Annotated in this window: 13 protein-coding genes and 4 pseudogenes; 6 read left to right on the top strand and 11 right to left on the bottom strand. The window is 61.4% G+C overall.

From position 1 onward, the window contains the following. Positions 1-13 precede the first annotated feature (13 nt). Complete coding sequence (locus CDO46_RS07315) at positions 14-382, top strand: DUF3742 family protein (protein ID WP_165963168.1); 369 nt, start codon at positions 14-16, stop codon at positions 380-382. A gap of 28 nt (positions 383-410) precedes the next feature. Here the strand turns inward: CDO46_RS07315 and CDO46_RS07310 are convergent, their stop codons facing one another. From CDO46_RS07310 to CDO46_RS07285, 7 genes and pseudogenes are all read right to left on the bottom strand, one after another. Then, positions 411-1,943, bottom strand: a complete 1,533-nt coding sequence (locus CDO46_RS07310; RefSeq protein ID WP_087837875.1) for a conjugal transfer protein TraG N-terminal domain-containing protein — start codon at positions 1,941-1,943, stop codon at positions 411-413. Positions 1,944-1,958: 15 nt separating this feature from the next. Further along, complete coding sequence (locus CDO46_RS07305; protein ID WP_087837874.1) at positions 1,959-2,312, bottom strand: hypothetical protein; 354 nt, start codon at positions 2,310-2,312, stop codon at positions 1,959-1,961. Next, positions 2,309-3,466 (bottom strand): annotated as a pseudogene (locus CDO46_RS07300) (integrating conjugative element protein); the annotation flags it as partial. The pseudogene CDO46_RS07300 and the gene CDO46_RS07305, both read right to left, overlap by 4 nt. Then, positions 3,463-3,723, bottom strand: a pseudogene (locus CDO46_RS07295) (DUF3275 family protein); the annotation flags it as partial. The pseudogenes CDO46_RS07295 and CDO46_RS07300, both read right to left, overlap by 4 nt. Before the next feature lie 54 nt (positions 3,724-3,777). Beyond that, complete coding sequence (locus CDO46_RS07290) at positions 3,778-4,329, bottom strand: STY4534 family ICE replication protein (RefSeq protein WP_087837873.1); 552 nt, start codon at positions 4,327-4,329, stop codon at positions 3,778-3,780. Between the two features lie 399 nt (positions 4,330-4,728). Next, a complete protein-coding gene (locus CDO46_RS27930) occupies positions 4,729-5,085 on the bottom strand; it encodes a hypothetical protein (RefSeq protein ID WP_132979857.1) in 357 nt (118 codons plus the stop codon). Next, positions 5,072-5,362: a hypothetical protein gene (locus CDO46_RS07285; RefSeq protein WP_087837872.1), complete on the bottom strand. Its 291-nt coding sequence runs from the start codon at positions 5,360-5,362 to the stop codon at positions 5,072-5,074. Before CDO46_RS07285 ends, CDO46_RS27930 begins: the two co-directional genes overlap by 14 nt. A 96-nt stretch (positions 5,363-5,458) precedes the next feature. Here CDO46_RS07285 and CDO46_RS07280 point away from each other — a divergent pair, with 96 nt between their 5' ends. After that, the gene (locus CDO46_RS07280) at positions 5,459-5,962 is read left to right on the top strand and encodes a helix-turn-helix domain-containing protein (protein ID WP_087837871.1); all 504 of its coding nucleotides are present in this window, start codon (positions 5,459-5,461) and stop codon (positions 5,960-5,962) included. Positions 5,963-6,000: 38 nt separating this feature from the next. Here the strand turns inward: CDO46_RS07280 and CDO46_RS07275 are convergent. After that, positions 6,001-6,720: pseudogene (locus CDO46_RS07275) on the bottom strand (IS630 family transposase); the annotation flags it as partial. Positions 6,721-6,826: 106 nt separating this feature from the next. Here CDO46_RS07275 and CDO46_RS07270 point away from each other — a divergent pair. Next, positions 6,827-7,648 (top strand): annotated as a pseudogene (locus tag CDO46_RS07270) (IS3 family transposase); the annotation flags it as partial. Between the two features lie 53 nt (positions 7,649-7,701). On the opposite strand, the gene CDO46_RS07265 reads toward CDO46_RS07270, so the two are convergent. After that, a protein-coding gene (locus CDO46_RS07265; protein WP_087837870.1) for an IS3 family transposase occupies positions 7,702-9,056 on the bottom strand; the annotation gives its coding sequence in 2 pieces (ribosomal slippage) (positions 7,702-8,591 and positions 8,591-9,056; 1,356 coding nt in all). 349 nt (positions 9,057-9,405) lie between these two features. On the opposite strand from CDO46_RS07265, the gene CDO46_RS07260 reads away from it, so the two are divergent. From CDO46_RS07260 to CDO46_RS07250, 3 genes are read left to right on the top strand one after another with little or no spacing between them, the layout of a single operon-like run. Continuing rightward, on the top strand, positions 9,406-9,792 hold the full coding sequence (locus CDO46_RS07260) for a transposase (protein ID WP_087780731.1): 387 nt from the start codon (positions 9,406-9,408) through the stop codon (positions 9,790-9,792). Then, on the top strand, positions 9,792-10,142 hold the full coding sequence (gene tnpB / locus CDO46_RS07255; RefSeq protein ID WP_087780653.1) for an IS66 family insertion sequence element accessory protein TnpB: 351 nt from the start codon (positions 9,792-9,794) through the stop codon (positions 10,140-10,142). Before CDO46_RS07260 ends, tnpB begins: the two co-directional genes overlap by 1 nt. Before the next feature lie 31 nt (positions 10,143-10,173). After that, positions 10,174-11,727, top strand: coding sequence for an IS66 family transposase (locus tag CDO46_RS07250; protein WP_087780652.1), 1,554 nt, complete (start codon positions 10,174-10,176; stop codon positions 11,725-11,727). Here CDO46_RS07250 and CDO46_RS07245 read toward each other — a convergent pair. Next, entirely contained in the window at positions 11,676-12,095 is a 420-nt protein-coding gene (locus CDO46_RS07245; protein WP_132979858.1) for a transposase, read from the bottom strand. The genes CDO46_RS07250 and CDO46_RS07245 overlap by 52 nt on opposite strands. A 78-nt stretch (positions 12,096-12,173) precedes the next feature. Further along, a complete protein-coding gene (locus tag CDO46_RS07240; protein ID WP_087837868.1) occupies positions 12,174-12,941 on the bottom strand; it encodes a zinc-binding dehydrogenase in 768 nt (255 codons plus the stop codon). Between the last annotated feature and the right edge of the window lie 66 nt (positions 12,942-13,007).

Here is a 13,007-nt window from a genome sequence, read left to right as displayed (position 1 = left end):
GAAGCCGAGGCATATGAGCATGACCACCAACACGCACAACGGGCGCTGGAGCCACCGGCTGGGCCGGGGGGCTGGCCGTGTCTGGCGTGGATACCTGCGCCGCGAGCAGCGTGTCACCGGCTGGCTGGTGACGCGCGGGATGCCCGCAGGCGCGGCGACGGCGGTGCTCTGGATCGTCAAGCTGGCCGTGCTTGGTGTGCTGCTCTACACCGTATCCTGGCTCGCCCTGCTGCTGGCCTTTGCGGTGGTCGCCGCATGGCTCGCGCGGAATGCCGATGAGGACGACGAGAAGCAGCCGGAACTTAGAGACGGACACTCGGGCGTCGGCCTGTACGACAAAGATGACTGGCGGATCGACATGGGCGATCCCGACGAGCCGTAGCTGTCGCATCAACGCGAGAACGTGCTCCTTACTTCGCCGCACCTTTCGATACGGCCGTCATCGCAAGGCGAGAGCCACTACCTCCAGCCGACTTCGCATCGGACGTGCCAGTGATGAGACCGCCCAGGAAGTTTCCAGCGCGAACTCCTGCCCATCCGAGTGCCATGACCCAGAACGTCGGCAGCACGATGAACATCATCGCCATGACGAAGTTGAGCAGCATGTCGCCAAAGGCGTTGTTCAAACCGATCAACGGATCGAAGTTCGTATGCGGCCTGTCCGCGCCAAACCCCCAGCCGTAGAGCGCGTCCAGGATCGTGCTGTCGATCCAGCGCGCGAGCTGGAACCAGAAGTCCACGAAGAACAGCGCGAACTGGACGCAGCTCACCGTCACCACCGTCTTCAGGTCGTAGGTGCCGATCAGCAGCACCAGCGGGATGCAGATGACCAGCGCCATCTTGAGCATGGTCAGCACCATCGGCAGCGCCTGGCGCACCACGTCCATCGCCGGAAAAAAGCCCAGCGAGCCGACGGTCAGCCCCAGGTCGCTCGCGCCGCGCGTGACGATGTTCGGCAGCGTCTTGTCGATCTGGCCGCCGTAGTCGGTGTAGACGGTGCCCTGGTTCATCTTCTGCTGCCTCGGCGAGACCACGGCGCGGATCACCGAGTCATTGACCTCGCTCTGCGACAGGAAGCCCACCCAGCGCCCGATGCGGGTCAGCAGGTCCGGGTCGACCTGTGCCAGCAGCCGGCTGCGCAGTCCCTGGCCGCCATCGGCCCACCACTGCCGGCAGGACGGATAGCCGCCGCCGCTGTCCACCTGTGCCAGCCCCGCATCGCGGGTCGCGTCGTAGGGCCAGGCCGTGCGTGGGGCCTTGGCGCGATAGGTGTCATAGAAGCCGGGCATGTCGAGGAAGTAACTCGACCCGATCCAGGTGACGTCGTTCATCTGCTCGTCGGAGAGCGTCGGCCGGTTCATGAACAGCTTGGCGCGCGACGGCCCGTAGCAGTCGTGCGTGAAGTCGGCGACCTCCTGTGCCAGCACCGGATCGTCGATGCGCGTGGCATCCACATCCATGCGAATCTGACGCAGGTCCGTGCCGCAGGGAATCGCCGCCACCGCGGAGGCCGTCACGGCTTTCGACAGCGCGTGCATGAAGAACCACCACACCGGCACCAGCGCGCTCTGGTCGTTGAGCGCCGTGTAGACGTTGGACCAGCCCGTGTCGTTGGGCAGCGGGACACTGACCTGGCATTGCGCGGAGCGCGTGGTGTCGAACTTGATCGTGGCGAGATCCACCGGGATGAACGGGATGCCGGCGAACATGATGACCACGATCGCCACCCACACCCGGTTCTCGATGCGCATCGACGACAGCACGCCCTTGTTGCCTTCGTCCGCACCTTCGCTGCGGGCATTGAGCCACTCCTGGATCACGATGGCCACGAACGGCAGCGCGAACACGCCGCTGGCCACGAGAATGCTCCAGATGCCGTTGTTGACCACCCAAGCCACCAGGGTCAGGTAATACTCCAGGTAGTCCGTGGTGTAGAGCGTCATGCCTGCCTCCGGGTCTCAGCCGTGCCGCAACAGTTGGCTGACTTCCAGCGCGACCACGGCGATCACGGCCGCGATCTCCGTGCGCAGCAGGCGCTGATGCGTCTCGCGGGACGGCTCCCGCCGCAACAGGCGCCGACGCATCCACCACCAGCCGTAAGCCGTCGCTCCGTAGAGGCACAGCCGCCACACGAAGAAGTGGCCGGCGTGCGCCTGCAGCCAGTGGTGCCAGCCCTCGACGCCGCCGACCACGTGGATGCCGGCGATGTTCACCGCCACCGCGGCGGCGGCCACCAGCAAGGTCCACAGCAGCGCCACGCCGACGCGGCGGTTGAACAGCCATGGCAGCCGCAGCCAGGCGAGCCGGCTCATGGCGTACCGCTCCGCGGCTTCTGAACCTCCCGCAGACGGTCGCGTGTAGTGTCGCCCTCGAAGACGCCACGCGAACCGGCCGCGCGGGTGCTGTGGCGCTGGATGATCGCCATCGCCGAGTTACCGGCCAGCGTGCGGCGCAGTTCCAGCTCGGTCTTGAGGTTGTTGATCTCCTGCTCCAGCGCGCTGTTCTCCTGCTCGACCGCTCGCACGGCCAGCTCGTTGGCGGCGACGTTCGGCTCCTTCTTGCCGGTCAGCAACGTGCGTTGCAGCAGCAGGGCCTTCTCCAGCACGCTGGACAGCGCAGCCTCGGACGCGAGGCGCCGGCCCAGCACGTCCTGGTCGGGTTCGTCACGCAGGGCCTCGATCACGCCGCGGGTGATTGGCAGCGAGCTGCTGCCGGCTGCGTCGAGATTGGCCAGCGTCGTCGGCCGGGCGCCCGTCACCAGTTCCTGCAGCGCCTGCAGCTTGGTCTCGTACTCTTCCTGGATCATTGGCGTCAGCCCGACGCCAGGCGTGGTCTGGGTCTTCGTGCAGTTTTCGCAGGTGCGTTGCTCGCGTTCGCCCAGCACGCGGTTCGCAAAGGCCGCGGCCGCGCCAGGCGACGACCAGGTCTGGCAGGTCAGGCGGTTGCCGCAGGCGCTGCGCGCGATCGACGAGGTATCGGTGGCGCTGCGCCCGTTGAGCAGGTTGTAGCCCGCGCGCGTCACGTCGCCGACCACCTTGATCGAACTCTGGCCGGAGCCGCCCGCGTTGCCGCCGCCGACCCAGGGCACGCCGTTGTTCCCCTTGTTGGACTCGGCCTGCTCGATGGCGGAGACGGCATCGGTGCTGCTGACCGCATCCCGCAGCGCCATCCCCTCGGCGAGCTGGTCCCAGCCGGCCTGGCCGCCGGCCATGTCCGCCATGCGATTGGCGATGGCCCGGCAGGTCATCTTCGAGCGGTCGAAATCCAGGCGCGCCTGCAGGATGCCGTTGGTGAGCAGGTTGTACAGGCCCGGGTCGGCGCGCTGGATGATCAGCGCCGGCAGCGAGGCCACGGCGCTGGTGGCGTTCTGGATCACGTTGCTCATGATCGTCTGGAAGCCGTTGGTGATGCCGTTGAGCTGGTTCTGCAGCGTCGTGGTGATGCTCATGTCGCCGCAGATCAGGTTAGGGCGTCGATGTTGGACAGCGTCATCCCGCCCAGATGGGCGCGGATCTCGATGACCATGCGGCCGTTGGCGTTGTACGTGGCGGGGCGAATCTCGACGATGACGAAATCACCGTCGTACTTGCCCTCGCAGTACTGATCGAGTTCGGCGTTCTTCACGACGAACTCGCCGATCGAGGTCGCCAGGCGGCCGACGTTGAAGTCGCCGTTCCTGCCGTGGATGGTCTTGATGGCCAGTTGGCCGGGGATGGTGATCATGAGGTCTCCTGCTGACGAAGAGAAGACAAGGCCCCGGGGATGGGGCCTTGCGGATCAGAACGACTCGGCAGCGGCCGATGCGGGGGCATCGGCTGCGTCGTCGGCAGCATCGGCGACGGACTCGGAAGGCTCCGGTGCCGAGGCTTGCTGCGCAGCGGGCGCGTCGGACGTCACAGGGACTTCCGGGTCGCGCTCGTCGGTCTCGGTCGGCTTGGGTTCGGCCTTGTAGACGAGCTTGCCGTCGACCTTGATCCAACTGACGAACAGCAGGCGGGCCTTGAGGCTCACCCCCTGCTCGCCGGCACGCTTGCCCTTGGAGTAGGTGAAGGTGTCGGTCCACAGGTCGCCCAGGCGGAAGCCGATCATCACCTTCTTCTCGGCGTCGACCGCCTGAATGCAGCGGCGCACCAGGTGCTGCGCTTCCGATCCCGATACGCGCGTGTCGAAACGCACATACGAGACGTCATCGCTGGGACCGTTCAGGGCTGCGATGTCGCAGGCTAGGAACGCATCGCCTTTCTTGGGCTTCACTTCGCGGATGCGATTGAGGTACCCGAGGCCGGTGATGTGCAGATCGAAGTAGGACTTTTCGGTGGAAGTGGTCATGGTGAATCTCCTGGGAACAATGAGGCGGAGACACACCCGACCCAAGGCGGGGAAGGTGTGGAACCCCCGCGTGGGTTGATGGAACAGCTTGGTGGCATCGCCATCGAGAACCGATGGCCGTTCGCGCATGGATGCCGGTGCGAACTGGTGTGATCAACGCGGTCGGAACCGCGTCGTAGCCTTGAGGATCATGGCTACCTGGGCATGTTGCTGACGGCGGTCAGCGGAACACGGCATCAGCCTGTCATTCTTCAGCGTTAAGGGCGAGAGGAAATCAGCATCGAAGTCCAACCCGATTCGTCTCGCCATCGCTTCCTCGAAAAGTGAGGGTTGACGAAATACGGTCGCCATTCGTGACGGGAGGTGGTAACTCCGTCCGGTGCATCCAACAGTCCAATGTCAGCTTCCGCAGCCACACGCTCGAGGCTCTGTAGCCACGCTATGAGACGGGAGCAGGTGCGCGAACAAGGCATGGGCGCCGCTGCGAGCTTCGGCCGGGGCGGTAATGGTCACCGAAATACCAAGTGCGGTATCGGCCATCGCAAAACTGAGGAAAGCGCAGCACGCTTGCTCTTGCCGGACCAACTGTTCGACCTCCTTCTTTGCATCAAGGCGATAGAGGAAGTGTGCGGTGTCGCCTTCAAGCCGGTGGGCCACGAGCGAGGTCTCGGTCAGCTGGGAAATCCACGCTGCACGGCTTTTGAACTCGTTCGGCGTGAGTGTGCAGGCAATAGGCGCAGGCTTACTGGCATCCATGCTTTTTCCCTTCGTCAGGAGCGGAAGTCGCGCTGGATCCGCAACCGCCCGGCGCGGCCGGGCTCGGCTGGGGAGTATGCTTGCCGATCTTCCTAGCGAGCATCAGCAGCCCGGGGACGGCCAACAGAAGCAGGAACCACGGCGAAAAGACCAGACCAAGGGTCGTCGCCCCGGTCCAGGCCAGCAGCGGGCCCATGAAAAGCGGCGCGGGGCAGCAGGCGGCGCAGGCCGCCGCAGTGCCGCCTATCAGCCCGTATTTCTTCAGAACATTCTTCATCGTTTTCTCCTTTTCGCACCCGCATTGATAGGTACTTGCGCTAACTGTAGATCCTCATGTAACTTGAGGATCAATTACTTTTTGAGCAAAAAGCCGATGAAAAATGACAACTTGTCGATTGGTGCCTTGGCCAAGCAGGTGCAGTGCACGGTGCCGACGATTCGCTACTACGAAGAGATCGGATTGCTGCCCCACGCTACGCGTGCTGCCAACGGTCGCCGGTACTATGGCGACGCCGACTACAAGCGCCTGTTGTTCATCAAGCGCTGTCGGGATTTCGGGTTTCCCATCGAGCAGGTGCGCAACCTGGTTAGCCTGTTTGAAAATGGAGACCGCTCATGCGTCGAAGTGCGCGACGTAGCGCAGGAACATCTGAACGCGGTCAGGGCGAAGATCGCCGAGTTCCGGCAACTGGAAGCAAGCCTTGAAGACTTTGTGGAAAGTTGCGACAGCGCCTGCTGCGGCGGGACGACCAGAGACTGTACGATCATCGAAGACCTGTCTTCAACCTCCAGTGCCATTGCGGCAGGTTGCGGCGGTGGCGCTTCAATGGGAGTTCCCGCAGACGCCTCCGGCTTCGTCAGCTTGAAACGCGGCTGAAGTCCGGCGCGCATACAACCCTCTGTCGACGGCGTTACTCAGCAGTCGCGAATATAGGCGACAGATGGGGTATTGAAGAATGAGCGTACAAGGTCCGGCTGATTCTGAATTTCAGAAAGCTGTTTGGTGATTTTCTCTTCAAGCTTTTCTCCCTTTTGCAGCGGGCGGCGTGCGACGCCCGTTCGCTTGACGTGGCTCCACACCAGTTCGTCCGGATTGAGGTCGGGCGCATAGCCGGGTAAAAAATGCAGTGTCAACTTTCCCTTGGTCGATGCTACATATTCGCGCACACAAGCCTTCTTGTGTGCCGGCAGACTGTCGAGCACGAGATGCACCGGCCGTTTGCGATGGCGCATCATCTTCCGAAGCAGTACGACAAACAATTCCGCGTTCAAAGCGCCGGCGTACGTGCAAAACCAGAATGCGCCTTTGGCGTTGACCGCAGAGGTGGCGCTGATCGATTGCCGCTGGCCGGGACGCTCAACCACGGGTGTCTGACCACGCACGCCCCAGGTCTTGCCATGAACCGCATCGGCGCGAAATCCGGATTCATCCCAGAAGAACACGTCCGCCTTCTCCCGCTTGGCCGCTTGCGCAATCGCTGGGTAGCGTTCACGCTGCCATTGCTCGATCGCCTCCGGGTCGCGCTGGTAGGCGCGCTGCAATGGCTTTTGCGGTGTCAATCCCAGCTTCGCCAGCAGTTCCCCTACTGTCGTCAGGCCCAGCGTCACCTTGAACTTCTTCTCGATCAGGTCCCGACTGGCAGAGACTCCCGAAGAGATGCAGGCAACGATCGATTGCACCGATCCCGCGCTGGTGACCATCGACCTGATGCGCAAGCGGGTGCGCACCGCCCCCGGCTGGGCCGCGCGGCTGCGTGATGCGTCACGACGCAGCGACCGCGCCCGCCGCGACGAACAGCTCATGCCGCAAGTCCAGCGGGTCTGGCAGGAGAACCATCGCGTCTACGGCGCTGACAAGGTCTGGCGGCAACTGAACCGCGAAGGCGTGGCGGTGGCGCGTTGCACGGTCGAACGCCTGATGCGCGCCCAGGGCCTGCAAGGCGTGCGGCGCGGCAAGCGGTTGCGAACGACCATCGCTGATGACGCGGCCAGTCGCCCGCTGGATCGGGTCAACCGGCAGTTCCGGGCCGAGCGGCCGAACCAGCTATGGGTCTCGGACTTCACCTACGTCTCGACCTGGCAGGGCTGGCTATACGTGGCCTTCGTCATCGACGTCTACGCCCGGCGCATCGTCGGTTGGCGCGTGAGCAAATCGATGACGACGGACTTCGTGCTCGATGCGTTGGAGCAGGCGTTATACGCCCGCCAGCCCGGCAATGACGGTTCTCTGACCCATCACTCCGATAGGGGATCGCAATACGTGAGCATCCGATATAGCGAACGGCTGGCCGAGGCCGGCATCGAACCCTCAGTCGGCAGCCGTGGCGACAGCTACGACAACGCCTTGGCCGAGACGATCAACGGTCTGTACAAGGCCGAGTTGATCCATCGTCGTGCGCCCTGGAAAAGCCGGGAATCCGTCGAGCTGGCCACCCTGGAGTGGGTCGCCTGGTTCAACCATAAACGCCTGCATTCATCGATCGGCTATATTCCGCCGGCCGAAGCTGAGGCAAACTACTACAACCAACTCGGCAGAATCGCCGACGAGGCTGTTTTACTTTAACCAAACAGTCTCCGCGAAACTGAACTGACCCCCAAGAGTTGGACGGTTAAGTTTTAATGGGATACTGCCCGTAGCCGATATTCCATTGGACTCATTCCGCCAAGCTTGAGTTTGATACGGTGCCGGTTGTAGTAGTCGATGTAGCGCCTCAGGCCCGCATTCAGTTGCTCGATATCGTCGAAATCGGAGAGATGGAAATACTCGGCTTTCAAGGTAGCGAAAAAGCTCTCCATAGCTGCATTATCAAAGCAATTCCCCTTTCTCGACATACTTTGCTTCATGCCGTATCGGGCTAGGGCCGCTTTATACGGCTGCATCCGGTAGTGCCAGCCTTGGTCGGAATGAAGTAGGGGACCGTCCGTCCCTGTGCATTTCCTTGCGGCTTTCTTGAGCATATTAATGACCAGTGAGAAATCGGGTCGATTGCTGGTCTGGTAAGCCACGATTTCACCATTGTATAGGTCCATAACCGGCGACAGATACAGCTTCTTGCCTGCCACGGCAAACTCGGTCACGTCCGTCACCCATTTCTGGTTTGCTTGCGATGCAGCAAATTCGCGGTTCAGAGAGTTGGGGGCAGCCTCACCGAGTTCGCCCCTATAAGACCTGAACTTCTTTGCGCGCACGCGCGATTTCATGCCCATTTCACTCATAAGTCGCTGTACGGCCTTATGATTGACCAGATGGCCATCACGACGGATAGTCGCCGTGATGCGACGATAACCATACAGGCCGCGATGTTCCGCATAGACGGCCTGAATTTTCGCTTTGAGCTCGTCATGTCGACCAGGCGACCGCAAAACCTTGGCCTGATAATAAAACGTGCTACGGGGCAGTTGCGCAACATGCAGCAAGTCTGTCAAGGGAAATTCATGCCTCAGTTCCAGCACTATTTGCGCCCTTTCCGCTGCCCCAATTTCTTCGCTAGAACCAAGGCACTGACTTTTTTTAAGTACGCGACCTCCGCGCGTAACCGTTGATTCTCGCGCAGTAGTCCGTCTTCCGCTGACAGCTCAGATCCTGGCGACCGAGGCGACCTCTTTTTCTTTGTCGACATCGAATGGTCCAATGATGGAAGGCTCTGCGGCGCACGAAGCTCGCCGCGTTCATGTTGTTGCTGCCATAACATGATGCTATGAGGGTTACCGATATTGTAAATAGCGCCAAGCTCACGGTAAGACAGATTTTCAGCTGCCCTACGGTGCAGCACTTCCAGTTTGAACTCTTGTGTGTATCGGCCGCGCTGACGCACGAGACCGGCACTGCCATGGTGTTGGTATGCCGCCACCCAACTTCTGACGAGGCTGTTAGCGATGCCGTATTTGGCTGCGAGGATTTTGTATCCCCCTTTGCCCGCGAGGTAGTCACGAACCACTTTCAGTTTGAACCTGAGGTCGAATTTCCTCATATGCCCTCCAAGGTTGTGTCCAACTCTTGGGGGTCAGTTCAAACCCGGGGCGGTTCAAACAATTTCGCAATGGTCTCATCGCGCGAGACTAACATGCGCTGGAGCGTATCGATATCGTTAGGCAGAGTGTTGGCGGGCATGCTCGCCAGTATAAAGTAACGCTGCAGTCCTGGAGAGTGATTTGCCCGGCATCAGGCAGCGCAAAACCACACGCAACTGGATGGGATCGACCTTGCCATGCACCCGCACAAATGTGCCGTTCAATGTAAGCGCTCAATAACCCACGCCCTATCGAGTTAGCGCAAAATGCTTGATGCTTGCGTCCGCCACGAACTTTGCGGACGCAAGCATGACGATAGAATCCTTAGACCTGTTACCGCTACGGCCTGTGCGAGTACGCAGTAACGGCAGGCGAGACTTTGACCCCGAGGACAAGCGCCGGCTGGTGCAGATGTGTCTGGAGTCCGCGATATCGGTCTCGGGCATGGCGTTGAAGGCTGGCGTCAATGCCAATCAGCTACGCAAGTGGATTGACCGGTACCAACCATCGTCAGCGGGCGCAGATTCGGCATTGACGCCTTTTGTGCCGGTCCAAACGTCTATGCCGAACCAGCCGTCAGTGGCGGCACTCAGTGCCAGGCTGCCCAATGGCGCGGTACTGGAATTATCGTGCGCCGTGGCGGCCGATACTGGCCTGTTCAAGGCCCTGATCGAAACGCTGTGGAATCAGCGCTGATGCTTCGCTTCGATTCGGGGCTGAAGGTCTATTTGCATCGCGAGGCAGTCGATTTTCGGCAATCCATCAACGGCTTGGCGGCCTTGGTCGAGCAGGCGTTGGGGTTGGATCCGTTCTCGGCCGCGATTTATGTGTTTCGCAACCGGCGGGCAGACCGCATCAAACTGTTGCTGTGGGAACGCAACGGATTCTGGCTGCTGTACAAACGCCTGGAGAAAGACCGCTTTGCCTGGCCACGCCGCGAAGCGGTTGCCACACTCAGCGTTGAGCAGTTGCATTGGCTGCTCGATGGCATTGATCTGGAGGCGGTGCGCCGTCATCCCGAACGCGCGTATCATCGAGCCTCGTGAACGCCGTGCTCTGGCGGCGGTCTAATCCCCTATGCCGAAGACTGTCACCATCACTGCCGAGGAGTACGAAGCGCTGCGCGCCAGCCAGGCCGCGCTACGTGTGGTGACGGTCGAGCGGGATCTGTTAAAGGAACAGCTAAAGGCCTTCCAGCGCAAGCTGTTTGCCGCCAAGAGCGAAGCTCGCGGGTCGGAACAAAAGGACCTGTTCTTTAACGAGGCGGAATGTCTGGCGCCGACCGCAGCCATCGCTGCAGCGCAGGAGGATGACATCGGCTCGAGCGTTGCCGTTGCCTGTCACTCCCGAGCCAAGCGCGGACGCAAGCCGCTGGACCCCGCACTGCCACGTATTGAGATCCGCCACGAACTGCCCGAGTCCGAGCGGGTGTGTGCGCACGATGGCCAGCCGCTGGTCGAGATTGGCGTCGAGATCAGCGAGCAGTTGGATATCGTGCCGCAGCAGGTTCGCGTTGTGCAACATCAGCGCGTCAAGTACGCCTGCCCGTGCTGCGATCAGAGCATCAAGACTACACCGGCTGCGGCTCGCATCATCCCGAAGGGATTGTTGACCGAGTCGGCACTGGCGTGGTGCATTACCGCAAAATACCAGGATGGCTTGCCGATTTACCGGGTCGCGGGCTTGCTCAAGCGCTTCGGTGGAGACTTGTCGCGTGCCACGCTGGCTGCCAGCACGGTGCGTGCCGGCCATGCCGTGCAACCGGTGATCAACTTGATGCGTGATCACCTGTTAGAGGCCGACGTGCTGTATGGTGATGAAACGACCGTCCAGGTGCTCAAAGAGCCTGGTCGGGCGGCACAGAGCAAGAGCTTCTTGTGGGCGCAGATGAACGGCTCGGACCCACCCGTGCGATTGTTCACCTATAGCCCGACGCGCAACACCGAACAGGCGGCAGCCTTGTACGCCGGTATCCGGCCGCACGCGGTGCTGATGACCGATGGCTACGCGCCATATGACACGATTGCTGATCGCTATGGGCTGGTGCACCTTGGGTGTTGGGCCCACGCCCGGCGGTATCTGATCGAGGCCCAAGAGGCGGTGCCCGCAGCACAACGCGCGACGCATCCGGTTGCAGGATTCGTCGAACGCATTGGCAAGTTGTTCGCCGTCGAAGCGGCGGGCAAAGCGATGACGCCTGGACAGCGGCAGAAACTGCGCCACGAAAAGAGCCGGCCTATCCTCGCTGAACTCGAATCGCTGCTGCTGCAACATCTGCACAGCGTATTGCCCCAAAGCCTGTTCGGCAAGGCGTTGCATTATCTGCACGGGCAATGGCCCAAACTCATTCGCTACGTCGATAACGGCTCCTGGCCGATCTCGAACAATCCGTGCGAAAACGCCATCCGTCCGTTCGTCGTCGGACGCCGCAGTTGGCTATTCTGCGACACGGTGGCAGGGGCCAAGGCATCGGCGAATCTATACTCGCTCGTGGAAACGGCAAAAGCCAATGGGATCGATCCGTACGAGTATCTCCTCGTCCTGTTCAAGGCGCTGCCGCATGCGCGAACCGTTGATGATTACGAGGCGCTGCTGCCCTGGAAGATTGCGTCGGCTACCGCGCCGTGCTGATACGCTGAAAAGACTGATCGAGCGGTGTTGAATGACCGCTTACCGTTCAATTCGATCTCAATGCGGCTGTCCGTACCCAGTGTCGTCTCAACCGGCGACGGCCCGGCCCGATCAGTGTGAGTCGCCTTTGTCCGGACATCCGATACCGTCACCGGCACCAGCGTGCAGCCTTCTTCGGGCCCGAACAACCCGGCCCGCAGCTCACGGCGCCACTTGAACACCATATTGGCGTTCAATCCATGGGCCAAGGCCACCTTAGCGACCGAGACATCCAGCTCGCATGCCGCCATAGCTACCTCACGTTTGTAGGCCTTCGGATAATTGAGCCGTCCCTTGCGGTTAGAGGGCCGCACTTCACTCGTGGACATAGTGATCCCCACTACTTTTTGGTGGACACCACTTTGGCTCTTTCCGGTTGCTCCGACTAGGCGGCCTTCACGTGACGCTTACATAACAGGGTGGACCCTAATTGACGCACCCTGCCCGGGGGACAAATGCACTACGCGACCTCGCCTGGCCAACGCTTGCAGGTTTTGTTCGGCATAACGCCCGGCAGCCATGTCGAGAATGACGTCGGCGCCATCGGTGCTCGCGGCCCGTATACCCGCAACCCAATCATCGCGCGTGTAATTGAAGGCTTCGATAGCCCCAAGCTCGCGCGCAACGGTGCATTTTTCATCGGTGCCGCAAGTGACGAAAACCTGGTGACCCAAAGCCGTGAGCAATTGAATGGCAATGGTACCGACGCCGCTGGTGCCGCCGTGAATCAGCACCACCTCCCCGGCTCTCATGCCGGCCACGTTAAAGAAGTTATGCCATATCGTGAACAAGGCTTCCGGAAGCGCTCCGGCTTCCAGCAGGCTCATGCCGTCGGGAATCGGCAAAGCGTGCGACGCCGGCATCGTGGCGTAACGGGCATACGCCCCGCCATCCACCAGGCCGCAAACCTGATCCCCTACGTTCCACCCCTTTACACCTCTGCCCACGCGTACAACGGTGCCGGCAAGCTCCAGGCCCGGAACATCGGGCACACCCGGCTCTGGACCGCGACGCCGCTGATTGACGTCGTGACGGTTGATACCGGCAGCAGCGACGGCCACCAACAAGTCGTCGTCGCCGCAACGTGGGACATCGCGGGTAGCAAGCTTCAAAACGTCGGCATCGCCGGGGGCGGAAATATGTATGACTTCGTGCGTGGCTGGGATCGTGCTCATGATTACGTCGGAATACGAGTCGGGATTCGGTGTTTGTATCACGGAACCCCGGGTTGTAGCCGCACA

Source organism: Pigmentiphaga sp. NML030171 (genome assembly GCF_002188635.1).
GTDB classification, from domain to species: Bacteria; Pseudomonadota; Gammaproteobacteria; order Burkholderiales; family Burkholderiaceae_B; genus Pigmentiphaga; species Pigmentiphaga daeguensis.
The sequence above is the reverse complement of the archived record's forward strand: the minus strand, read 5'-3'. Positions and strand labels throughout refer to the sequence as shown.

Coding starts and splice junctions, on each gene's coding strand:
- CDO46_RS07285 (WP_087837872.1), bottom strand. CDS start 5,362: ATGAAGAATGTTCTGAAGAAATACGGGCTGATAGGCGGCACTGCGGCG.
- CDO46_RS07280 (WP_087837871.1), top strand. CDS start 5,459: ATGAAAAATGACAACTTGTCGATTGGTGCCTTGGCCAAGCAGGTGCAG.
- CDO46_RS07315 (WP_165963168.1), top strand. CDS start 14: ATGAGCATGACCACCAACACGCACAACGGGCGCTGGAGCCACCGGCTG.
- tnpB (WP_087780653.1), top strand. CDS start 9,792: ATGCTTCGCTTCGATTCGGGGCTGAAGGTCTATTTGCATCGCGAGGCA.
- CDO46_RS07260 (WP_087780731.1), top strand. CDS start 9,406: ATGACGATAGAATCCTTAGACCTGTTACCGCTACGGCCTGTGCGAGTA.
- CDO46_RS07310 (WP_087837875.1), bottom strand. CDS start 1,943: ATGACGCTCTACACCACGGACTACCTGGAGTATTACCTGACCCTGGTG.
- CDO46_RS07290 (WP_087837873.1), bottom strand. CDS start 4,329: ATGACCACTTCCACCGAAAAGTCCTACTTCGATCTGCACATCACCGGC.
- CDO46_RS07240 (WP_087837868.1), bottom strand. CDS start 12,941: ATGAGCACGATCCCAGCCACGCACGAAGTCATACATATTTCCGCCCCC.
- CDO46_RS27930 (WP_132979857.1), bottom strand. CDS start 5,085: ATGGATGCCAGTAAGCCTGCGCCTATTGCCTGCACACTCACGCCGAAC.
- CDO46_RS07245 (WP_132979858.1), bottom strand. CDS start 12,095: ATGTCCACGAGTGAAGTGCGGCCCTCTAACCGCAAGGGACGGCTCAAT.
- CDO46_RS07250 (WP_087780652.1), top strand. CDS start 10,174: ATGCCGAAGACTGTCACCATCACTGCCGAGGAGTACGAAGCGCTGCGC.
- CDO46_RS07305 (WP_087837874.1), bottom strand. CDS start 2,312: ATGAGCCGGCTCGCCTGGCTGCGGCTGCCATGGCTGTTCAACCGCCGC.